Source organism: Pseudomonas sp. B20(2017), assembly GCF_002113125.1.
Classification (GTDB): Bacteria; Pseudomonadota; Gammaproteobacteria; order Pseudomonadales; family Pseudomonadaceae; genus Aquipseudomonas.
Window position 1 is genome coordinate 128,294 of record NZ_NEJP01000010.1, and the last position, 21,395, is coordinate 149,688.

Annotated in this window: 23 protein-coding genes; 10 read left to right on the top strand and 13 right to left on the bottom strand. The window is 61.3% G+C overall.

Going from position 1 to position 21,395, the window contains the following annotated elements; genetic code table 11:
* The first annotated feature begins 102 nt into the window (after positions 1-102).
* Positions 103-618, top strand: coding sequence for a transporter suffix domain-containing protein (locus tag CAF63_RS16350; protein WP_085686416.1), 516 nt, complete (start codon positions 103-105; stop codon positions 616-618).
* A 24-nt stretch (positions 619-642) separates the two neighbouring features.
* Here CAF63_RS16350 and CAF63_RS16355 read toward each other — a convergent pair whose 3' ends face one another.
* On the bottom strand, positions 643-1,419 hold the full coding sequence (locus CAF63_RS16355) for an NAD(P)H-dependent oxidoreductase (protein ID WP_085686418.1): 777 nt from the start codon (positions 1,417-1,419) through the stop codon (positions 643-645).
* An 84-nt stretch (positions 1,420-1,503) separates the two neighbouring features.
* Between CAF63_RS16355 and CAF63_RS16360 the strand changes: the two genes are divergently transcribed.
* A complete protein-coding gene (locus tag CAF63_RS16360; protein WP_178081296.1) occupies positions 1,504-2,397 on the top strand; it encodes a LysR family transcriptional regulator in 894 nt (297 codons plus the stop codon).
* Positions 2,398-2,642: 245 nt separating this feature from the next.
* The gene (locus CAF63_RS16365; protein ID WP_085686422.1) at positions 2,643-3,428 is read left to right on the top strand and encodes a DeoR/GlpR family DNA-binding transcription regulator; all 786 of its coding nucleotides are present in this window, start codon (positions 2,643-2,645) and stop codon (positions 3,426-3,428) included.
* 177 nt (positions 3,429-3,605) lie between these two features.
* Here CAF63_RS16365 and CAF63_RS16370 read toward each other — a convergent pair whose 3' ends face one another.
* The 7 genes from CAF63_RS16370 to CAF63_RS16400 form a co-directional block, all read right to left on the bottom strand.
* Entirely contained in the window at positions 3,606-4,889 is a 1,284-nt protein-coding gene (locus CAF63_RS16370) for an FAD-binding oxidoreductase (RefSeq protein ID WP_085686424.1), read from the bottom strand.
* 144 nt (positions 4,890-5,033) lie between these two features.
* The gene (locus CAF63_RS16375) at positions 5,034-6,398 is read right to left on the bottom strand and encodes a glutamine synthetase family protein (RefSeq protein ID WP_085686429.1); all 1,365 of its coding nucleotides are present in this window, start codon (positions 6,396-6,398) and stop codon (positions 5,034-5,036) included.
* A 591-nt stretch (positions 6,399-6,989) separates the two neighbouring features.
* Entirely contained in the window at positions 6,990-7,787 is a 798-nt protein-coding gene (locus tag CAF63_RS16380) for a MipA/OmpV family protein (protein WP_085686431.1), read from the bottom strand.
* A gap of 100 nt (positions 7,788-7,887) precedes the next feature.
* On the bottom strand, positions 7,888-8,376 hold the full coding sequence (locus tag CAF63_RS16385; protein ID WP_085686433.1) for a GFA family protein: 489 nt from the start codon (positions 8,374-8,376) through the stop codon (positions 7,888-7,890).
* A 151-nt stretch (positions 8,377-8,527) separates the two neighbouring features.
* Positions 8,528-9,145 carry a DNA-3-methyladenine glycosylase gene (locus CAF63_RS16390; RefSeq protein WP_085686435.1) on the bottom strand — a complete coding sequence of 206 codons (618 nt, stop codon included), beginning with the start codon at positions 9,143-9,145 and terminating at the stop codon, positions 8,528-8,530.
* Between the two features lie 3 nt (positions 9,146-9,148).
* Positions 9,149-9,946, bottom strand: a complete 798-nt coding sequence (locus tag CAF63_RS16395; protein WP_085686437.1) for an isocitrate lyase/phosphoenolpyruvate mutase family protein — start codon at positions 9,944-9,946, stop codon at positions 9,149-9,151.
* A 23-nt stretch (positions 9,947-9,969) separates the two neighbouring features.
* A complete protein-coding gene (locus tag CAF63_RS16400; protein ID WP_085686439.1) occupies positions 9,970-11,052 on the bottom strand; it encodes a bifunctional transcriptional activator/DNA repair enzyme AdaA in 1,083 nt (360 codons plus the stop codon).
* 109 nt (positions 11,053-11,161) lie between these two features.
* On the opposite strand from CAF63_RS16400, the gene CAF63_RS16405 reads away from it, so the two are divergent.
* Positions 11,162-11,575, top strand: coding sequence for a VOC family protein (locus CAF63_RS16405; protein WP_085686441.1), 414 nt, complete (start codon positions 11,162-11,164; stop codon positions 11,573-11,575).
* On the opposite strand, the gene CAF63_RS16410 is transcribed toward CAF63_RS16405, so the two are convergent.
* Positions 11,572-12,192, bottom strand: coding sequence for a LysE family translocator (locus CAF63_RS16410; RefSeq protein WP_085686457.1), 621 nt, complete (start codon positions 12,190-12,192; stop codon positions 11,572-11,574). The two genes, CAF63_RS16405 and CAF63_RS16410, sit on opposite strands and share 4 nt — an antisense overlap.
* A 275-nt stretch (positions 12,193-12,467) precedes the next feature.
* Here CAF63_RS16410 and CAF63_RS16415 point away from each other — a divergent pair, with 275 nt between their 5' ends.
* Together CAF63_RS16415 and CAF63_RS16420 are read left to right on the top strand one after the other, a co-directional pair.
* The gene (locus CAF63_RS16415) at positions 12,468-13,073 is read left to right on the top strand and encodes a biliverdin-producing heme oxygenase (RefSeq protein WP_085613048.1); all 606 of its coding nucleotides are present in this window, start codon (positions 12,468-12,470) and stop codon (positions 13,071-13,073) included.
* Entirely contained in the window at positions 13,070-15,307 is a 2,238-nt protein-coding gene (locus tag CAF63_RS16420; protein ID WP_085686458.1) for an ATP-binding protein, read from the top strand. Before CAF63_RS16415 ends, CAF63_RS16420 begins: the two co-directional genes overlap by 4 nt.
* Here CAF63_RS16420 and CAF63_RS16425 read toward each other — a convergent pair.
* Positions 15,285-16,070 carry a type 1 glutamine amidotransferase domain-containing protein gene (locus CAF63_RS16425; protein ID WP_085686459.1) on the bottom strand — a complete coding sequence of 262 codons (786 nt, stop codon included), beginning with the start codon at positions 16,068-16,070 and terminating at the stop codon, positions 15,285-15,287. The two genes, CAF63_RS16420 and CAF63_RS16425, sit on opposite strands and share 23 nt — an antisense overlap.
* Positions 16,071-16,212: 142 nt before the next feature.
* Here CAF63_RS16425 and CAF63_RS16430 point away from each other — a divergent pair, with 142 nt between their 5' ends.
* The gene (locus CAF63_RS16430; RefSeq protein ID WP_085686460.1) at positions 16,213-16,800 is read left to right on the top strand and encodes a LysE family translocator; all 588 of its coding nucleotides are present in this window, start codon (positions 16,213-16,215) and stop codon (positions 16,798-16,800) included.
* 354 nt (positions 16,801-17,154) lie between these two features.
* On the top strand, positions 17,155-17,526 hold the full coding sequence (locus tag CAF63_RS16435) for a DUF6124 family protein (protein WP_085686461.1): 372 nt from the start codon (positions 17,155-17,157) through the stop codon (positions 17,524-17,526).
* A 141-nt stretch (positions 17,527-17,667) separates the two neighbouring features.
* Here the strand turns inward: CAF63_RS16435 and CAF63_RS16440 are convergent, their stop codons facing one another.
* Both CAF63_RS16440 and CAF63_RS16445 read right to left on the bottom strand, forming a co-directional pair.
* The gene (locus CAF63_RS16440; RefSeq protein WP_085686462.1) at positions 17,668-18,501 is read right to left on the bottom strand and encodes an AraC family transcriptional regulator; all 834 of its coding nucleotides are present in this window, start codon (positions 18,499-18,501) and stop codon (positions 17,668-17,670) included.
* Positions 18,502-18,536: 35 nt separating this feature from the next.
* Positions 18,537-19,040 (bottom strand): VOC family protein, encoded by a 504-nt coding sequence (locus CAF63_RS16445; protein ID WP_085686463.1) that lies wholly within the window; start codon positions 19,038-19,040, stop codon positions 18,537-18,539.
* A 263-nt stretch (positions 19,041-19,303) separates the two neighbouring features.
* Between CAF63_RS16445 and CAF63_RS16450 the strand changes: the two genes are divergently transcribed.
* Together CAF63_RS16450 and CAF63_RS16455 are read left to right on the top strand one after the other, a co-directional pair.
* Positions 19,304-19,552: a transmembrane sensor/regulator PpyR gene (locus CAF63_RS16450; protein ID WP_085686464.1), complete on the top strand. Its 249-nt coding sequence runs from the start codon at positions 19,304-19,306 to the stop codon at positions 19,550-19,552.
* A 2-nt stretch (positions 19,553-19,554) separates the two neighbouring features.
* Positions 19,555-20,709 (top strand): NnrS family protein, encoded by a 1,155-nt coding sequence (locus tag CAF63_RS16455; protein WP_085686465.1) that lies wholly within the window; start codon positions 19,555-19,557, stop codon positions 20,707-20,709.
* A 4-nt stretch (positions 20,710-20,713) separates the two neighbouring features.
* On the opposite strand, the gene CAF63_RS16460 is transcribed toward CAF63_RS16455, so the two are convergent.
* Positions 20,714-21,385, bottom strand: coding sequence for a bifunctional 2-polyprenyl-6-hydroxyphenol methylase/3-demethylubiquinol 3-O-methyltransferase UbiG (locus tag CAF63_RS16460; RefSeq protein ID WP_085686466.1), 672 nt, complete (start codon positions 21,383-21,385; stop codon positions 20,714-20,716).
* Between the last annotated feature and the right edge of the window lie 10 nt (positions 21,386-21,395).

The window sequence follows — 21,395 nt, forward strand, 5'->3', positions numbered from 1 at the left end:
GCAGCATAGACCCCGGATTGCAGGTTGAAAGGCCAAATCACCTGCTACGCTTTTTCAGGCGAAGTTCATCGATCTGCGCCCCTGACGAAAGGTATGGAATCCATGGAGACTGCTCAAAATCCGGTTGAAACGACCGGCGCCAACTGGCGCTTCAAGGTCGGCGTGGCGATCATCTGCGTGATGCTCGGTTCATGGCTTCTTGTACCGCTCGCAGCCGCCCTTGATGTGCCAGGCTCGAAAGTCGCGGCGCTGACTGGCGTGCTGTTCATCAGCAACAAGGTGCTGCTGTTGCTGGTGATCGCTGTGATGGGCAAGGCCGGGTTTGCCGAACTCAAACGTACGATCGGCCGCTACATCTCGGGCGTGCTACCGACGCCGGTGGCCGAAGTCAGTCCGATGCGACACAAAGTCGGCGTGGTGATGTTCTGCCTGCCGCTGTTGTCGTCCTTTCTGGAACCTTATTTCGACAACTTCTTTCCGGGCGTGCGACCCAATCTCTGGCAGATGCAGGCGCTGGGCGACCTGATGTTCATCGGCAGCTTCTTTGTGCTCGGCGGCAACTTCTGGGACAAGGTGCATGCGCTGTTCGTGCGCACGGCACGGGTGGTCACGGAATAAAACAAGGGGGCATTGCCCCCTAAGTCATTTGATGTGCGCAGCGAATCCTTCGCGTTCCGGCGCAATATCGCCTCTCAAGGTCAGCGCCGGAATCTCGTAATCCCCGGCATTCTGCTGCCGGAAGGCAATCGGCCGAGTGCTCCAGAGTTCATCCAGGCGCGCGCCGAGCTGTTCGCAGGTCTGCGCAAATCGTGCCTCATCCATCCGGCTGGTGCGGTACACCACGAACGGCGGCAGCACGTCGAAACCGGGGTAATGCAGGATCCCGTGCTGAATGGGAAACAGCAGATCATCGATAGGGCCGTTGATGCCGCGCGGACTGTAATGCGAATCCCAGCCGCCGGTCGTGACCATCAACATCGCCCGTTTGCCTTGCATGTTGCCCTCGCCATAACGATTGCCCCAGCGAACATCGGAATGCTCACCGACGCCGTAGGCAAAACCATAGGCATAGACCCGTTCGACCCAGCCTTTGAGAATCGCCGGCATCGAGAACCACCACAGCGGAAACTGCAGGATCAGCGTGTCGGCCCAGCGCAGTTTTTCCTGCTCGCGGGCGATGTCGGCGGATTGCCGGCCTTCGGCGTAGGCAATCTTTGAATCCAGCGAAGCGTGGAAGGGACGGCTGGGGTCGCGCTCCGGGCTGTCTTCGGCGTCGAGGGTGGTTTTCCAGTTCATCGCGTACAGGTCGGACACCTGCACGTTGTGTCCGGCGGCTTCCAGGCGCTGGACAGTGAAGTCCCTGAGCGAGCCGTTGAGCGAAGTAGGTTCAGGGTGGGCATAGACCAAAAGGACATTCATGTTGAAGCTCCGTTGTCGAATGACGGCAGGATCGACGTTGGCCGGGTATATTGGAAATGAATGTCTGATATGTCTGGTATAGCCATGAATAATTTAAGACGGCTGGATATCAACCTGCTTCTGACCCTCGATGTGCTGCTCGCCGAGCACAACGTCACGCGCGCTGCCCAGCGGCTGAACCTGTCGCAACCGTCGGTGAGTGTGCACCTGGCCAAGTTGCGCGACATCTTCGGCGATCCGCTGTTGCTGCCCGGTCCTCGGGGCATGCGCCCGACGGCGCGGGCCGATGAGCTTCGCGAGCCACTGCGCGAAGCCCTGGAGGCGCTGGAGCGGGCGGTGGCACCGGCCAGTGCATTTGATCCGGCACAGGCGACGCATACCTGGAAAATTGCGGCGACCGACTATGGCGGATCGACCATCGTCTTGCCGGCCCTCGGCGGTTTGCGCGCGCAAGCGCCGGGTACGCGTCTGGCAGTCATCGACCTGGTGCCGAGACAAATGGTCAAGCAGGCGGAGCAGGGGATATTCGATCTGGCGCTGCACATCACGGAAGACGCGCCGCCGGAGTTGCGTCATCGCACGCTGTTCACCGAACGTTACGTATTGGCCGGACGCGTCGGGCATCCGGGGCTGAGCGCCAGACCGACTCGCGAGCAATTCTGCGCGCTGGAGCACGTCATGGTGTCGCGCGAGGGCGGGGGCTTTTTCGGGGTGACCGACAAGGCGCTGGCGGATGTGGGGCTGTCGCGAAAGGTCGTGCTGTCGGTGCCGCACTTTCTGCTGGTGATGTCAGTGCTGGCCAGCACCGATCTGGTGGCGATGCTGCCGTCACGCCTGATGCGTGACAACCCGGCACTGCAAGTAGTCGACGCACCGCTGGAGGTGCCGGGCTACGAGATGGCGATGTTCTGGGGTGAACGATCCCACCGTGATCCGGCACACAAGTGGCTTCGCGAACACTTGGCCGCATCGATCTGAATCAGGCGTGGCCGAGCGCGATGGCAAACGACACGACGACCATGCAGGCGAAGGCGAAATTGAGGTTCATGGGGTATTCATCCTGATCTTTTTGAAAGTGGGGCCATTTTGAACAAGTCCCGTCAGAAGAAAAAATTCGACTTGTTGATTTCAATGATTGAAACCATTGATACCAGCGTTGTGTTTGGCGATCGGCTTGGCTAATCTCGCAAAACCTGCAATTACAAGCAAAAACAGGCAAAACCATGCACGATCATTCCGCTGCCGAACTCCCCTCTCTGCGCCGGCAGAAAATCCTTCTGATCCTCGAACGTGACGGCAAGGTCATGGCGTCCGAGCTGAGCCAGCACTTCGCGGTGTCCGAAGACACCATCCGCCGCGACCTCGCCGAACTGGACAACGCCGGGCTGGTGCAACGGGTGCACGGCGGGGCATTACCGCGCCCGAAGGACACGGGCAAGGATTACTTCACACGGCTGGACGAGATCGATGAGGTGAAAATCCGCCTGGCACAGATGGCCGCGCGCAAAGTACAGAACGGCCAGACCGTGATGTTCGATTCCGGCTCGACCACGTTGCAGGTGGCGCGGTCTCTGCCCAGGGACATCAGCATTACGGCGGTCACGGCGTCGCCGATGACGGCCATTGTCTTGTCCGAGTATCCGGGGATCAAAGTGATTCTGGCAGGGGGGCAGTTGAATCCGAAAACCCTGTGTGCCAGTGGTCATGAAACGCTGCGTCTGCTCCGGGGAATCAGGGCCGATCTGGCCTTCACCGGGGTGTGTGCGATTCATCCGGAAATCGGCATCACATCGCTGCATTTCGATGAAGTGCCAGTCAAGCAAGCTTTGCTCGACAGTGCGGAGCGGGTGATTGCGGTGACCACGGCGGACAAGTTCGGTGCCGTGGAGCCGTTTGTGGTGGCGCCCTGTGACCGGCTGCATACGCTGCTCACCGAGCGGCATGTGGCGTCGGGGAGTGTCGAGGATTATCGGCGGTTGGGGATTGAGGTGGAGCAGTTGCCTGACTGAGATTTGTAGTGAGGCTGATGTCCCCTTCGCTGGCAAGCCAGCTCCCACAGTGTCCAAGGCGTACTCAAAACTCAGGTACGCCCCAAACCTTGTGGGAGCTGCGGTGCGACGATTCGACTTGCCAGCGATGAGGCCAGTCGATCCAATACATAAACCGGCATGCAGTCAAATGATCGATCAGCGCAGTTTTTCCAGCATCTGGTAGTACCACATGCCCGCCGCCAGCATCGGATTCCCCAGCAGATCGCCCATCGGCACGCGAATGTGCGAGCACGCGGCAAACGTGTCGAACTGCTCCAGTTGCCCGGTGATCGCCCGGCTCATGATCTCGCCCATGATGTGGGTCGTGGCGATACCATGGCCGGAGTAGCCCTGGCAATACCAGACGTTATCCGAGAGTTTGCCCAGTTGCGGAATGCGGTTGATGACGATGCCCATCGCGCAGCTCCACTGGTAATCGATTTTCACCCCTTTGAGCGCCGGGAAAGTCTGTTCGATGCACGGCCGCAGCTCGCCGGCGATGTCCCGTGAATCCTTGCCGCTGTAGTTGGCGCCACCACCGAACAGCAGGCGACCGTCGGCGGTGAGGCGGTAGTAGTCGAGGACGAAGCGGCAGTCGTACACCGCGAGGTCTTCGGGGTTGATCTGTTTGGCCAGATCCCCCAGCGGTTCGGTGGTGACGATGCCGCCCATGGCCGGGAAGATCTTGCCCTTGAGCTGGCCCGGTTCGAGCTTGTGGTAGACGTCGCCGGCCAGCAGTACCTGATTCGCGTCGATCCGGCCGTGGGCGGTGCGCACGCCAGGGCTGTCGCCGTGAATGATCTCCAGCACTTCGCTGTTTTCGAAGATCAGCGTGCCAACGCTTTCCGCCGCCCGGGCCTCGCCGATGCACAGGTTGAGCGGGTGCAGATGCATGTTGCGGGTGTTCTTGATTGCGCCGTGATAGAGCTCGCTTTGCAGCAGATCGCGCACCTGGCTGCGGTCGAGCAGGCTGACTTCATCACCCATGCCGCGACGTACGGCTTCATCGTAGTCGCTGCGCAAACCGGCCATGTGGCTCGGCTTGTACGCTGCATGCAAATGGCCGTGCTTGAGATCGCAATCGATCGCGTACTTCTCGACCCGTTGCTTGATGATTTCGTGGCCGCGCCAGCGCAGGTGCCAGATGAAATCATCGACCTCATCGCCCAATGTGTTGCGCATCTGTTTGCGCATCGCGCCGTCGCCGGACAGGCTGCCGGTGACCTGGCCGCCATTGCGACCGGTAGCGCCCCAGCCGATCTTGTGGCTTTCGACGATGGCGACTTTCAGGCCTTTTTCGGCCAGCTCGACGGCGGTGGCGACGCCGGTGAAACCGCCGCCGATGATCACCACATCGACCTTGTGCCGGCCTTGCAGGGTCGGGTAGTCGGTGTCGCGGTTGAGGGTCGCGGTGTAGTAGGAATTGGTGCGTTGAGTCATTTCAGTGTCCAGATTCGGGAGTCGGTGCACGGACCTTGTGGGAGCGAGCTTGCTCGCGAAAGCGATGTGTCAGTCACCAGAAGTGTTGGATGTGACGACGCCTTCGCGGGCAAGCCCGCTCCCACAGGGGGGAGTTGTGAAGGATCAGGCTTCGGTCAGGTACCAGCGCCAGTCCTGCTCGCCCACTTCGGCCATGAACTGCCGGTATTCCGCACGTTTCACTGCCAGATACACGCCGAGGAATTCCTGCCCCAGCGCATCCCGTGCCCACGCCGAATTTTCCAGCGCCGTCAGCGAGGTCAGCCAATCGGTCGGCAGCAATTCTTTCGCCTGCGCGTAACCGTTGCCTTCCACTGGTTCACCCGGATCGATGTCTTCTATTATTCCGCGATGAATGCCCGCCAGAATCGCCGCCGCTGCCAGATATGGGTTGGCATCGGCGCCGCAGATGCGGTGTTCGATGTGCCGAGTGTTGGCCGGGCCGCCGGGTACGCGCAGGCTGACGGTGCGGTTGTCGACGCCCCAGGTCGGCGCCAGTGGCGCATAGCTGTTGGCCTGGAAACGGCGGTAGGAGTTGGCGTTCGGGCAGAACAGCAGCAGCGAATCGAGCAACGACGCAAGCATCCCGCCAATCGCCGTGCGCAGCAGCGGGGTGCCGGCCGGGTCGTCAGAGGCAAACAGATTGCACCCTTCGGCATCGGCGAGGCTGACGTGCATGTGCATGCCGGTGCCGGCCAGGTGATCGAACGGTTTGGCCATGAACGTCGCCTGCATTCCGTGCTTGTGTGCCACGGCTTTGACCAGCCGTTTGTAGCGCACCGCTTGATCCATCGCCTCCAGCGCATCGCCGTGTTCGAGGGTAATTTCCACCTGGCCTGGCGCGTACTCCGAAATCGCCGTGCGCGCCGGAATGCCGTGCAGTTTGCAGGCGCTGTAGAGGTCGGCGAGGAACGGTTCGATCTGCTCCAGCTCACGCAAACCGTAGACCTGCGTGTGCCTCGGTCGACCGCCGTCGGCATCCAGCGCCGGTTGCGGGCGACCGTTGTGATCACGTTTGGCGTCGAGCAGATAGAACTCCAGCTCGCACGCCATCACCGGGTTGTAACCCTCGGCTTTCAGGCGGTCGATGACCTTGATCAACAGGTGACGCGGGTCGGCGATGCTCGCTGGCATGCCTTGTTCCGGGTGCATGCTGACCTGCACCGCCGCGGTCGGAATCTGCCGCCACGGCAGGCGCACCAGACTGCCTTCCAGCGGGTAGGCGCGGCAGTCGATGTCGCCGACGTCCCAGACCAGACCGGAGTTCTCCACGTCCTCGCCATGCACGGTCAGGCCGAGGATGGTGCTCGGCAATGGGCGGCCGCTTTCGTACACGGCGAGCAGCTCTTCGCGGTGCAACAGCTTGCCACGCGGCACGCCGTTGGCGTCGAGGATGAACAGCTCGATCATGTCGATGTCGGGGTTCTGATCGAGGAATTTACGGGCGTCTTCGATGGCTGCGAATTTCATAATCAATCACTCACGATGGCGCCGCACAGGCGCGCAAATTCGGGCCGGACGCAGCTCGGCAAAAGGCGCGGGCGTCCTGGCAGGGATATCGAAAAAAGAGGGGGAGCTGTCGCGGTTTTTAGCGGCGCGATCAGACGGGCAGGCAGATATCCGGCGGGCGTGCGGAGTGACGCAGCTTGGAACGGCTCAGAGCCATGGGGAGATTGACGATGCGATTCATGCGCAGCCCCTGTGAAGGAGGGCGCACAGTGCAGAGACGTTCAACGATTCTGATTGTTGTAGTGACGTGCTCATGACGCGTGTTTCCGTTGGCGGAAAACGTCGGCGGCGGGAGTGTCCCGCCATGCCGGTGTGGCTGGATAGTAAGGGGGAATCCCCGGCCAAGTAAACGCCTGATTCCAGTGCATGTCGCGGCCAATGAGGTGTTTTCCGTTATGCATCGACCTGAAAGTCCGAGTCGACTATGAGTTCGGCCGGTTATGGTAGCTGGCGAAGTCGTTGATCAGAATCATTGTGGGTTCTTCCATTGACACGTTGCGAATGGACGATCCACTGCGCTTCATTCCGTTCAGCGAGCTGTTCTGAGCGCGATCAAAAGGTATAGACCACTTGCCCGGCAAGGGACGTTTGCAGCCGACGCTCGACAATCGGGCTGTCAGCCGCCTCGTGGTTCAGGTACTGCACCGCCAGCACCGTCGAGACGCTCCATTGTTTGTCCAGCGGTAATGTCCACGTCAGGTCTGCACCACGGCTGATCAACCCGGCCCGGGCTTTGTACGCGCGGAACTGGCTGCGCGAAGCCTGGGCATCGCTGACGCCATACCAGGTGCGCATGTAGTTGCTGTCGCCGAACTGGCTGTTGAGGCCGCCGCTCACCTTGCCGAACCGTCCTTCGTAGAGCGGGGCGCTGATGCTCAGCTTGAGGCGGTTCCAGGCCGAACCGGTGTCGCGGTCATCGTCGTCCTTTTCCAGTGCATGTTCGAAACTCGCGCCGAGGATGAGCGGGCCCAGGTGATACGTCCCGTCGAGCCCGATCACCGGACGCGACTTGATCGATCCCAGGCCGTTGAGTTCGTCCGAGCCTTTGTAACCGGTCTTGCGATCCTTGCGCACGTCACTCGCGCCGACGTAAACGCTGAGGCCGAAATCCTCTTCATCGAAACCCCAGCCCAGACCTCGGCTGCTGTCGAGGAACACGCCGTAGGGGCCGACGATTTCGACTCCCACCAACGGCGCAATCGTCCGCTCGTCACTGCCGCTGTAGCGCGGAGTACTCGCGGCCCCGGCGCGCAGGGTGGTGTGCCAGTCCTCTGCGCGCAGCGAGTCGCCGGGTAGCAGCAGGCAAAGGGAGGTCAGGGACAGTGAGAACGTACGCAGCGAAACCGGCATGGGGCACCCGATGGAGAATAAGGATGCGCCATGCTAGGCGGGCGCCGTTCAGCAATCTTTGGCAGCTTTGTCGGGAAACTGTCAAAGACTGTGAAAACGGCTATCGGGTTAATTTCAGTCGTTCATGCCATTGGGCGATGGATTCTTCGGGGTAGACCTCGAACTGCTGGTCCTTGGCGCTCGCTTGCACTTCGACCCACGGTGCCCTGGAGCCGAGCATCAGATGGGTGTGCTCCGGCGGCACCGGCAACGGCGTGTCGATGGCCGAGGCGAACGGGTGGATCGGCTCCGGCCACTCAGGGCTGAACAGCCACAGACCGCTGCCGCACAACGAGCAGAAGTGCCGTTCGGCGGTGCTGCGGTGGGCGCGTGCATCGCCTTCGTCTTTCATTTTCGCGTGGTAGATCGTGATGTGTTTGCGACCGCGTACCTTGAGGCTGGCTGCGTCGCCGCCGAGGTTGATCGCATAGCCGCCACCGCCCTGGGTCTTGCGGCAGATCGAGCAGTAGCAGCGCTGATAAGGGTAGGGGTGGGCGCTGTCGAGGGTGAACGAAACCGCGCCGCAGTGGCAGGAGCCTTCGAGGTGCATGAGTGGCCTCCGGTTGGGCTTTTGTTGATGCGGTTCAGCCTAGAAGAGATGTACCGACTGTGCCGCCGCTATCGCGAGCAAGCTCGCTCCCACATTGGGAGCGCATTTCAAGTGTGGGAGCGAGCTTGCTCGCGATAAACGAAAACGCGTACTACGGCTTGGCTACGCGCCACAAATACCAAGTCGCTACCGTGCGAAACGGACTCCACGCCAATCCGATTTCAATCATCTGCTTGCGCGTCGGCTGCACCTCCAGGCCCTTCAGCCGCCGATAGCCCTCGCGCACGCCAAAGTCATCGGCCGGCAAAATGTCGGGGCGCTCAAGGCTGTAGATCAGCAACATCTCTACAGTCCAGCGCCCAACCCCGCGCAGGCTGACCAACCGCTCGATCAGCGCTTCATCCTCCATCGCCAGCGCAGTCGAATAATCCGGCACCACGCCATCCAGGGTCGCCTGGGCAATCCCCTGAATCGTCGCAATCTTGCCTGCCGAAAACCCGCAACTGCGCAACCGGTCGAAATCCGTCGCCAGAATCTGCTCCGGACGCGGAAACGACTGCCCGGGAAACAACCCCACCAGCCGCCCGACAATCGCATCGCCTGCCTTGGCGTGCAGTTGCTGATAGGCAATCGCCCGCACCAGCGACTCATAAGGATCGCGCGCCGGGTGCGGCTGATGCAGGCAGGGGCCGATGGCAGCGATGTGGCGCTGCCAGTCTGCGTCGAGGCTGGCCAGAAACTCGCTGGCCGGTTGGTAGGGATCGGGCATGAGTTACTTCAGCAGACCGTTGACTTCGCCATAGGTGAAGGCCTTGAGGTCATGGGTGTCGAGCTTGCCGCTGGCGAGGAAACTTTTCACCAGTGAGCCCATGGCGCCGTACAAGAACTCGGCGATCCCGGAACCGGCGCTCAAGCGGCGCACGCCAAGGGTTTGCAGTTCTTCGGGGGAGGGCAGGCAAGCGAAGCCCAGGACATTGACCGGCAGGGTCGTACCTTTGCAGATCGCTTCGATTTCGTAGGCGGACGTCACCCCGGCAGCGAACAACCCATCGGCCCCGGCTGCCTGATAAAGCGCGGCGCGGTGCAGGGTTTCGGCGACGCGATCCTCGGCAGGCACCAGGCTTTTCAGATAAACGTCGGTGCGGGCATTGATGAACAGCTTCACATTGCGCTTCTCGGCCACTTGCCGCGCGACTTCGATCTTGCGCACCAGCAATTCCGGCGTGCCGCTGCCGTCTTCGATATTGATCCCGACCGCACCGGCGGCGATCACCGCATCGATTACTTCAGCGACCCGAGTGAGGTCATCGGAGTAACCGGCCTCGATGTCCACGCTCAACGGCACTTTGATGACTCGCGCAATCGACTCCACGCTGCTGATCAACCGCTCGAGCGGCAGGGTGTTGCCATCCGGGTAACCGTGGGCCCAGGCGACCGCGGCGCTGCTGGTGGCGACCGCTTTGCCATCCAGTTGCTCGACCAGTCGCGCACCCGTGGCGTCGGCAACGTTGGTCAGGATCAGCAGGCCATCGTGGTGCAACTGGTGAAACTGAGTGTCGAGCGCGTTCATCGAGATCCCTTCTTGTCGTTTATTCAGAAAGCCAGTTGTTGCGTCAGCTGCACGGCGGCATTTTCCAGCCTGAGCAAAAACGCCTTGCGCGGTTGCCCACCACCATAGCCGGTCAGCGTGCCGTCCGCACCGATCACCCGATGGCACGGCACCACGATCGACAGCCGATTGTGCCCGTTGGCCAGACCCACCGCGCGACTGGCTCCGGGTTTGCCCAGGCGTGCGGCGATGGTGCCGTAAGTGCTGGTATGGCCGTAGGGGATTTGCCGCAGTTCGGCCCAGACCAGGCGGGCAAACTCGCTGCCCGGCAGGTGCAGCGGCACGCTGAATTCGCTCAGCTTGCCGGCGAAGTACAGCGCCAGCTCGTTTTCGATCAGCTGCAAATAGGCGTTGTGCCCCGGTGCGACGACATAGCCGTAGCGATTTTGCAATTCTTCGACTTCCCGGGTCAGCGCCGGTCGGTCGAGAAACTCCAGCAGCACCAGCCCGCGTCGTTCGGCCATGGCGATCATCGGCCCCAGCGGCGTGGTCAGGCGGGTGAACAGCAGCGGCTCGCTGGCGGCCGCGCGTCCCGGTGTGATGTGGAATGACTTCTGAAACGCATCGCGAAAACCGCTGAGGGATTCATAGCCGGAGTCGAACGCCGCGTGGTCGATGGACGTGCCTTGTTTGATCCCGCCCAGTGCCACACCGAGCCGACGGGTGCGCAACCACGCGTGAAACGTCATGCCGAAATGCTGCTTGAACCAGCGCCGCAGCTTCAGCGGTTCGATGCCTTCGGCAAGCAATTGCGCATCGCTCCAGCGCAGCTCCGGATCGGCGTCGACGGCTTTCAATAACCCTTGCACCCAGTCCGGGGCAATGGCCGCGGCGTCCAGCGGTTTGCAGCGCAAACAGGCGCGGTAACCGGCAGACAAGCATTCGTCAGCGTGGGCGAAGAACTCTACGTTCTCCGGTTTCGGCTTGCGCGCCGTGCAGGTCGGGCGGCAAAAGATCCCGGTGGTTTTCACGGCCGTGAAGAACACGCCTTCATAGGCAGTGTCGCTTGCGAGCATGGCGCGAACCATTTCGGCGTGAGGGGGCAGGACAGTGGTCTGTATGTTCATGGGCCGAGGATAAAACCAGTTATTCGATGGCTCCACCGAAAAATCGACAGTGAATTTTCGGGCCGCTGCACTACAGTGATCGGGTCGCTCCAACTCGGGAAATGAAGGTATGCCACCGTTCACGATTCAACACATCGATCACATCGTGCTGCGCGTTGCCGATCTGCAACGCAGCATTGATTTTTACGACCGGGTCTTCGGCGCCGAAGTGGTCAAGCGCAACGAAAAATTCGGTCTGGTGCACCTGCGTGCCGGCACGTCGATGATCGATCTGGTCGACCTCGAAGGCGAAATCGGCCGCAAGGGCGGTGCCGCTGCCGGCAGCGAACGGCGCAATGTCGATCATTTCTGTCTGCGCATCGAGCCGTTCGATGAAGCGGCGCTGGTCAGCCATTTGCAAGCCTGCGGCCTGACCGTCGACAAAGCCGCCACCCGTTTTGGCGCCGAGGGCTACGGCCTGTCGCTGTACTGCTTCGACCCGGACGGCAATCAGGTCGAGCTCAAAGGCCCGTCCGAAGCTTAGGCCCGTTTGGCCATCAGCAACACCGAAGCTGCCGCCGACAGCAGCCCCGCGCAGCAACGGTTGAAGATCCGTTTGCCGCGCGGCTCGGCGAACCAGCGGCGCATGTGCAGGCCCATGTAGGCGTAGGCGCTGATCGCGATCCATTCCAGCAGCAGGAACAGCAAGCCGAGCAGCATGAACTGCGGAGTGATGGCGCGGTTCGGGTCGACGAATTGCGGCAGGAATGCGGTGAAGATAAGGATTGCCTTGGGATTTCCCGCTGCCACCAAAAACTCCTGACGTGCCAGGGCCAGCAGCCCGTTTGCCGGCGCAGTAACGGCGTCTTCGGCAGCCGGATTGGCCCGCCACAGCTGCCACGCCAGATACAGCAGATACCCCGCGCCGACAATCTTGATCCCATAGAACAACAGTTCCGACGTTTGCAGCACCACCGCCAGCCCCGCCGCCGCGAGGGCGATCATCCCGGCGAACGCCAGCAACCGACCGATCCCGGCCACGCAGGCGCGACGATAGCCGTAGCGGGTGGCGTTGCTGACCGACAACAGATTGTTCGGGCCAGGCGCCATGTTCAGGGCAAAACAGGCGGGCAGGAACAGGGAGAGGGTGGCAAGATCCATGGTGCGGGCTCCGGTGACGGGAGCGGCATTTTTATCACGCGGGCGTGCAGCCCTGAACCGTACAGTCAGGCAGCAGAGTCGCAGTACAGCGATGGACGGGCGTCAATCCGTTCGAACTTTCTGCGCTCTCGTCAACTCTGAAACCGTCACAGGGTGATGAATCCGCCAGAAAAAAATCATCTGGCGGGTCAGAAAGGCCAATTGCCGTGTAAGCTTTCGCGCCATGCTTCTCCATTCCCCCATGGCCCCAGGCGGCCCACTGTACGAGCGACTACATGCAAGCAAAGGCCCGCGAGGTTCATGTACCACCGGTGTTGCAGGATCTGCGCGCCGGCACGGCCGAACTGCACATTGCTCTGGAAAAACGCCTTCCTTTCTTCTCCGATACCCTTGATCTGCAGGCTTTCGAGCGATTGATGCGCGCCTATTACGGCTTCTATCAGCCACTGGAAAGCGCATTGCAGGACAGCGGCGAGATCCCCGCCGATTTCGATCTGGTTTCGCGCCTCAAGACCCCGACCCTGCAACGCGATCTGCAGGCGCTGGGCGCAAGCGGCGGAGAGTTTTCGCTCTGCCGCCAGTTGCCCGCCATCGACTCCGCCGCCGCCTGCCTTGGCGTGCTGTACGTGCTGGAAGGCGCAACCCTTGGCGGACAGATCCTGCGCCGGGAGATCGCCACGCGGTTGAATCTCGGCGCGGACAACGGCGCGGCGTTTCTGGACATCTACGGCGCTGCCACGGGCCGGCGCTGGCGCGATTTCATCGAATACCTGGGCAGTCGCCCGATGGACGCCGACGAGCGTGAAGCCGTCGTGGCGGCCGCCCACACTACATTCAGCTGTTTCGAGCAGTGGCTCGAAAGCCAGGAGGTTCTGGTATGAACCCGCAAGACAAAGAAGCCTTTGAAGAGTTGCTGGCCAACTGTGCCGACGAGCCGATCCGCTTTCCCGGCGCAATCCAGCCGCACGGTTTGCTGCTGACCCTGAGCGAGCCGGACCTTTCGATCATTCAGATCAGCGCCAACGTCGAGACCCTGCTCGCACGCCCGGCGCAAGAGCTGATCGGCCAGCCCCTGCAAAGCCTGATCGGCGATGCCCATGCCGCGCAGGTTCGCGAGGCCTTGCAGCAACCAGCCTTGTCCGATGCGCCGCCGCTGCACTTTCGCCTCAACGGCACTGCGTTCGAAGGCTTGCTGCACCGGCATCAGGATGTGCTGATTCTGGAGCTGGAAATCCACGTCGAAAACTTCCAGCCACGCAATGTCGCCGGCACTGACGCCCACCTGGGGCGGATGCTCGCGCGCCTGCAAAAGGCCCAGAGCCTGCAGGCGCTGTACGACATCAGCGTCAAGGAAATCCAGGCCATGACCGGTTACGACCGGGTGCTGATCTATCGCTTCGAGGAGGAGGGCCACGGTCAGGTCATCGCCGAAGCGTCCGATCCGTCGATGGAAGTCTTCAACGGTCTGTTTTTCCCGGCCTCCGACATCCCCGAGCAGGCTCGCGAGCTGTACCGCACCAACTGGTTGCGGATCATCCCGAACGCCGATTACCAACCGGTGCCGCTGGTGCCCAAGCTGCGCCCGGACACTCAGACCCCGCTGGACCTGAGTTTCGCCACGCTGCGCAGCGTGTCGCCGATTCACTGCCAGTACATGAAGAACATGGGCGTGCTGTCGTCGATGAGCATTTCCCTGCTCAAGGGCGACAAGCTCTGGGGCCTGATCAGTTGCGGCAACCGCCAGCCGCTGCATGTGCCGCACGAATTGCGCACCGCATGCCAGACCATCGGCCAGGTACTGTCGTTGCAGATCAGCGCGATGGAAGCGCTGGAAGTCAGCCGTCAGCGTGAAGAAAAGGTCGAGGCGCTGGCGTTGCTCAATCAGGCGATGATCGACTCGCCACAGAACGTCTTCGATGGCCTGGCCAACCAGCCTCAGGTCCTGATGGCGCTGGCCAATGCCGGCGGCATCGCGATCATCGAAGACAAGCAATTGCACCGTTACGGCAATTGCCCGGAGCCGGAAGAAATTCGTGCTCTGCACAAGTGGTTGCAGGAGCGCGGCGAGCCGGTGTTTGCCAGTCATCATCTGGCCAGCGTCTATCCGCCGGCCGCGCAGTATCAGCAGGTCGCCAGCGGTGTGCTCGCCATGAGCCTGCCAAAACCGGTGGACAACGGCGTGCTGTGGTTCCGCCCCGAAGTCAAAGAGAACATCAACTGGAGTGGCGATCCGCGCAAACCTCTGGATTTGGAAAACTCCGACGCCGGCCTGCGTCTGCGGCCGCGTACTTCGTTCGAAATCTGGAAGGTCGAGATGGCCGGGATTTCCACCAAGTGGAGCCACGGCGATCTGTTTGCCGCCAACGACCTGCGTCGCTCGGCGCTGGAAAATGATCTGGCCCGGCAGGTGTGCCGCGAGCAGGAAGCAGTGCGCGCCCGTGATGAGTTGGTGGCGGTGGTTTCCCACGACCTGCGCAACCCGATGACCGTGATCTCGATGCTCTGCGGCATGATGCAGAAGGCCTTCAGCTCAGATGGGCCGCACACTTCGCGGCGCATCTCCACTGCCATCGACACCATGCAACAAGCCGCCGGGCGCATGAACACGCTGCTGGAAGACTTGCTCGATACCTCGAAAATCGACGCTGGTCGCTACACCATCGCGCCGCAGAAACTCGATGTCGCGCAGATGTTCGAAGAGGCGCAATCGCTGCTCGCGCCGTTGGCGCTGGACAAGGACATCAGCATTTCTTTCGAGGCTGATCCGGATCTGAGTATCCATGCCGACCCCGAGCGACTGTTCCAGGTGCTGTCGAATCTGGTCGGCAACGCGATCAAATTCACTCCGCGCCTGGGCACGGTCGATGTGTTTGCCAAATCGGTCGGCGACGACATCGTCTTCACGGTACGCGACAGCGGCGAAGGCATTCCCAAGGATCACTTGCCGCACGTGTTCGACCGCTACTGGACGGTGAAGGAAGGCAATCCGACCGGCACCGGGCTGGGTCTGTACATCACGCAAGGCATCGTCGAGGCCCATGGGGGGCGGATCGTTGCCGAGAGTGAGCCGGGGCAGGGCAGCGAGTTTCGCTTTACGGTGCCGCGTCTGGACTGAGTCGCGGATCGCGATGGGTGGCCTGCAGCAGGGCCACCCATTCGGCGGCGAATCGATGGCAATCGCCGGGCCATCGCGCCGTCAGCAGTTGGCCGTCGCGCACCACAAATCCCGTTTGAAGTTTATTCGCACAATCGCGTTTGGCGATCAGCGGCCCGCGTATGAAGTCGGCTTTGCTGGCCAGCGCGGTCTTCACTTCCGCTTCGACGGTCTGCTTGTAGGTGCGGTAGTAGCGCCCCAGCCAGGCAGCCGTCATCAGCCACGCCGGCATCTCCATGGTTGCCGCGAGCAACGCCGTAACCTTGCGCCCGAACAACACCGAACGCCCGGTATCGGGATCAAGTGTCCGGGCCAGCAACAGCACGCCATGACACACCGCTGCCACGGGTTTTTCGGCCTTGAAAAATTGCAGGGCGATCTGCTGGGCCTGAGTGGACTCCAACAACGTGCGCATCCCCTTCGCATGACCGCCGGGAATCAACAGACCGTCAAACTGCTTCATGTCGACATCGGCATACGCCAGCGGCTGCTTGAACGCATCGGATTCGATCATCTGTGTGTAACTGGCCAGGTCGGCCTTGCGCGTCATCAGCATCGAACTCAAAAGGCCGAAGCCGATATCCACCAATCGTGGATCGGCATGGGCGGGCAAGCCTTGGGGCGTGGCAAAACGTACTTCGATCCCCGCCTTGCGCAATGCCTGCCAGGGCACGCTGCTTTCGGTCGGATCGTAATCGGCGCTGGGCAGCAGAATCAGAATCATCGAGGGCAGACTTCCTGGTCAAAAGTGATCGCATGACCAGAGCGTAGTGTGTCTGCGCGTGCGGGGGTAATTTCCTTCAATACCGTCCGCTGCGTGCTGGCTACCGTGAGCGCCTTGTTCCTCGATTTGAAGCAGGTGTGCGATGAGTCTGATTGTGTCGATGGCGGCGTTTGCCCTGGCCGCGTCCATTACCCCGGGGCCGGTGAATATCGTGGCGTTGAGTTCGGGAGCGCAGTTTGGCTTTCGCGCCAGCCAGCGACATGTGGCCGGGGCGACGCTGGGGTTTGTGCTTTTGTTGGTGTTGATGGGGCTGGGGCTTCACGAAGTGTTGAAACTTTGGCCGTCGCTGACCCGTGTGGTGCAACTGGCCGGGGTGGCGTTTCTGCTGTTCATGGCATGGAAACTGGCTACCGATGACGGGCGGTTGAATACGGGAGAATCGGGCAGGGCGCCGTCGATGCTCTATGGCGCGGTGATGCAATGGCTCAATCCCAAGGCCTGGCTGGCCTGCGTGGCGGGAATGGGCGCGTTTGTCGCCGATGGTGAGGCGCGGCTGGTGTGGCAGTTTGCGGCGGTGTATCTGGTGATCTGTTATCTGTCGGTCGGGTGTTGGGTGTATGCCGGGACGTTCCTGCGCGGCTATCTCGGCAACCCGGCAGGGATGCGCTTGTTCAATAGGGCGATGGCGTTGTTGCTGGCGGTGAGTGCGGGGTATTTGTTGTTGCCGTAAGCGTGGAGGGCCTTGGGTTTAAAGGTGTTTAAGGATGCGTCCGGCAAGCCACAACACCTTGCGCCATTGCCTACGCATCCGCCAGAATCCGCCGGCTTGTGGGCCTTGGGGCCGGGTTCTATCGTGTGTCGGTCGCTGACGAATCAGCGACCGGACTTGACCGTCCGACTCAATCAAGGTGCCAGCGTGCCGTTTTGTTCAGCTCTCAGGGTTGTTCGTGTAATGGCGGTTGTGCGCGGGATACCTTCGGGTATGCCGGGTTCCTTGATTCCCGGTCGGTCAACCCGCGTACAGCTGCCACCTGTTTCGATTGACCGCGAACGGTTGCAGCTCCGTCCATCAAGGAGCTTCACCATGATCAAACCAACGCCAAACCCACCCGAATCCGACCCGACCTCGCCTTACGAAACCCTCGACTCCAAGAAATTCCACGAAGCCGCCGACCGCGCCCTCGATCACTACCTCAGTCCGCTGCTTCCCAGAAAACCGCTGCTCAAACCCAACGCCCGTTACCTCATCGCCCCCGGTATCGACAGCGAAGAACTGCTGGCCGACGCCTGCGAAACCCTGACCTCGGCCAAAACCATGGCCACCGACTTCGCCGGGTTGGTGGACGGCTCGCATCGGCATGTGCTGTTGGGGATTGCGCAACTGATCATGCTGGGGGAGCTGGCGGTGAATCGGGTGCTGGATAACCTGGAGTTGAAGGCCGAGGCGCCTCTGTAAGCTGATCGCCCACGTCGAACCGTCCGCGTGGGAATGCCTCAAGGGACGCTCCGCGTTCCAGCTCTGGAAGGGACGCGGAGCGTCCCGGGCTGCATTCCCACGCAGAGCGTGGGAACGATCCAACGCGGACCGTTTTTTCGTTTAACCCCGATACTGCCCCGGCGTCGCCGCCAGATGCTGCTTGAACGCCCGTTGAAAATGCGCCTGGTCAGCAAACCCGGCCTCCAGCGCCACATCCGCAATCAACTGCCCGCGCCGCAAACATTCACGGGCAAACTGAATGCGCTGGTTGACCAAAAACGCGTGGGGCGTCATGCCGAAGTGTTGTTTGAAGGCGCGGATCAGGTACGACGGTGACAGCTCGGCCGCAGCGCAGATGTCATCAAGGCTGAGCAACTCGGTGCAGTGCTGGCGGATGAAGTCGGCGGCGCGTTCGAGTTTGAAATTCGGCTCGCGCAAGGGTTGTTCGATGGGATTCAGGCGCAGTTGCAGGTCGCTGAAGAACTCCACCGCCGCGCTCTGTTTGCGCAGCACGTCCTGCTGATCGTCGATCAATACCGCGTACAACGCATTCAAATCGCGAAACAGGTGGGCGTCATTCAAATGAGTATCGGAAAACCGCCGAAACTCAAGCTCCGCACTGAAGCCTAACTGATGCTGCAGATCGATCAGCCACGGCGTTTCCACATACAGCATCAGATACGACCACGGCTGATCATCGATGGGGTTGCACGCATGGACATCCCCCGGGTTCATCAGCACCACGGTGCCGGCCGCGACTTCGAACGAAGACTGCTCATGCACATAAGTGCTGCGTCCGGCGGTGATCGCGCCGATGGAGAAATGCGCGTGGGAGTGCCGTGAATAGCAGACCTCACGCCCGTCGACGATGGCCCGGGCCTCGATGAAGGGCAGGGCGTCGTCGCGCCAGAAGCGTGGGGCTTGTTCGGGGTTTTTGGCGGCAGCGTGTTTCATCGTTGTGGTTCTCGGCAGGCCAGTGCCCGAGTGTATTAGCTCTGGCCGGCGAAGGCTCGCTCGAGTTCGGCGATGTCGAGCTTTTTCATCCTGAACATCGCCTGCATCGCCCGTTGGGCTTTGGTCTGGTCGGGGTCGGTCATCATGTGCATGAACGCCACCGGCACGATCTGCCACGACACGCCGAACTTGTCCTTGAGCCAGCCACATTGCTGCGCTTCCACCGGCCCGCCCGAACTCAGGTTGCCCCAGAAATGGTCGACCTCTTCCTGATTCTGGCAGTTGACCTGAAACGAGATCGCTTCATTGAATTTGAACACCGGCCCGCCATTAAGGCCGGTAAAGGTGTGGCCGTCGAGTTCGAAACTGACGGTCATCACCGAGCCTTCCGGGCGGCCGTGAAACTCCTGGCCTACCTTGCTGTAGTGGGTGAGGGCGGTGATTTTCGAGTGATCGAAGATCGAGCAGTAGAACTTCGCCGCCGCTTCCGCCTGATCGTCGAACCACAGGCAAGGCGTCAGCTTTTGAAAGCGTTGCATGGCAGTCATCCTCGGCAGGTTAGACACGCTGGATTAATAGCGTAGTCAGTCTGTGGTCGGCTGACGGTGTCACGGATCGAGTGGTCGGTTGCAGAGAAATCGGAATGTAGTCGTATTGACATTGTTCGGTGTCAAAAAGACTCTTACATGTTTGTGTCAAATTGACTCTAATCTTCGCAACTGACTGATATCGCTGGACTAAAAATCTGGCACGCCAATTGAATTGCCTTACGTACAAACTGATCCGCTCAGGAGTACGAAACATGTTCACTTTCTTCGAGAATCCGCTGAACGTTCTGCACCTGTCGAGCAAAATGCTCGTCGCCGGTCTGGTCATGTTGCTGGCCGGGATTTACGGCGCTTACCTGTATCAGGGCCACATGCCGATTGCGCTGCTGGTGGCCATGCACGCCATGACCATCGTCGGCCCGACGCTGATCAAGATCGGCTATGTGATGCGGCTCCTGTCTCAATATCGGCTGGGCCGGCATCACGCTGCCGTGGCGGCTTGAACATGCGCAGACTCGCCGATGCACCGCTGTTCAGCCTGGGCTTTCGGCCGCTGTTTCTGGCCGGGGCCGGATTCGCCTCGCTGGCGATCCTGATCTGGGGCCTGTGGCTTTACGGTCACTGGTTCGACTTGCAACCGGCGGGCGGCATGCTTGCCTGGCATCGACATGAGATGCCGTTCGGTTTCGCGGCGGCGATCGTTGGCGGATTTCTGCTGACGGCGGTGCCCAACTGGACCGGAATTCCTGGTGTACGTGGCGGGGCGTTGATTGCTCTGGTGTCGGTCTGGCTGCTCGGGCGTTTGGCATGGTGGTTGCCGCTGCCGACCGGGCTGATTCTGGCGCTGCAATGGGGTTTTCTGCCGCTACTGGCAGTGATGCTGGGACGGGATCTGGTCGTCGCCCGCAAACGTGATAACTACCCGATTGTGTTGGTACTCGGGTTGATGGCGGGTTGTCAGGCGCTGACCTTGATTGGCCTGTTCAACGATGACGCCGGTTTGCAGCGCCAAGGCGTGCTGGGCGCGTTGTGGCTGATTGCGGCGCTGATGACCGTGATCGGCGGGCGGGTGATTCCGTTCTTCATTCAGCGTGGTTTGAACCGCCCACCGGCGCCTGTCGCCAATCCACTGCCAACGCGTTTGCTGTTGATCGGCAGCCTGCTGACCGCTGTCACCTTCGCGGCAGGCCTCAATGATTCGCCACGGTGGTGGCTGGCGGGGCTGTTCGTGCTGACCGGCAGTTTGCAGTTGATTCGGCTGATCCGCTGGCATGATCGCGGGATGTGGCGGGTGCCGCTGCTCTGGTCGCTGTACCTGGCTTACGGCTGGATGGCATTGGCGACCTTGGCCATGGCTCTCTGGCATCTGGGCGTGGTCGGTCAGCAAAGCCTGGCGACCCATGCACTGGCAGTCGGCGGGGTGGGTGGGTTGATTCTGGCGATGATTGCGCGGGTCAGCCTTGGGCATACCGGCCGGTTGTTACAGCCTTCGAAAGGCATAGTGCTGGGCTTTGCGCTGGTGCTGATAGCGGCGGGTTGCCGGGTGGTGCTGGTGCCGTTTTCCAGTCTGGGGCTGGGGCTGTCGGTGGTGCTCTGGTGCGCGGGGTTCGCGCTGTTTTTGCGGCATTACACCGGGATTCTGCTCAAACCGAGGCTCTAGTGTTTTACCCGCGACGCTCGGCAATCATCAGCAAAGATTGCGGCACCGGGCTTTGCGGATGTTGCGGCTCGCGCAGGCCGGTCAACTGAAGACCGGCCATGTCCAGCGCATTCAGCCAGCTGGACAGGGTGCGGAAATACCACGGCATCGGTTGCCACTCGCCCTGAAACCCGTCGAAGGTTTCTTCCCGCCAGCCATCCTGATAATCACCGGCGGCCACCGACCACGGATGCAGCGTCTGGATCACCAGCGCACCGCCCGGCGCCAGCAGGGCATTCATCGCCGCCAGCAGCGGGATGATGTCCTGATGCAGCAGGGAAAAATTGGCGCAGATCAGGTCGTAATCGCGGCCGATATCGACCTTCGCCTCAACCAGTTCTTCGTAGCTGGCGACATGCACGGGCGATGAACCGGCCACTCGCGCGGCCTCGACCAGCGTCGCATCGCCGTCCACGCCGACCGCCTCGAAACCTCGCTCGGCCAGCGCCCGCAGCAGCCAGCCTTCGCCGCATCCCAGATCGAGCACACGCTCCGGCTGACGCCCCATCACCGCCAGCAGAATGGCCTGATCAGTCACCTGTCGACGGCTTTCGATGGCGCCACTGCGCACGACTTCGGTCCAGGCTTGGGCGTTGTGGTGCCAGCTCTGGAGAAGGGTGGATTCAGGCGAGGACATGACGGACTCC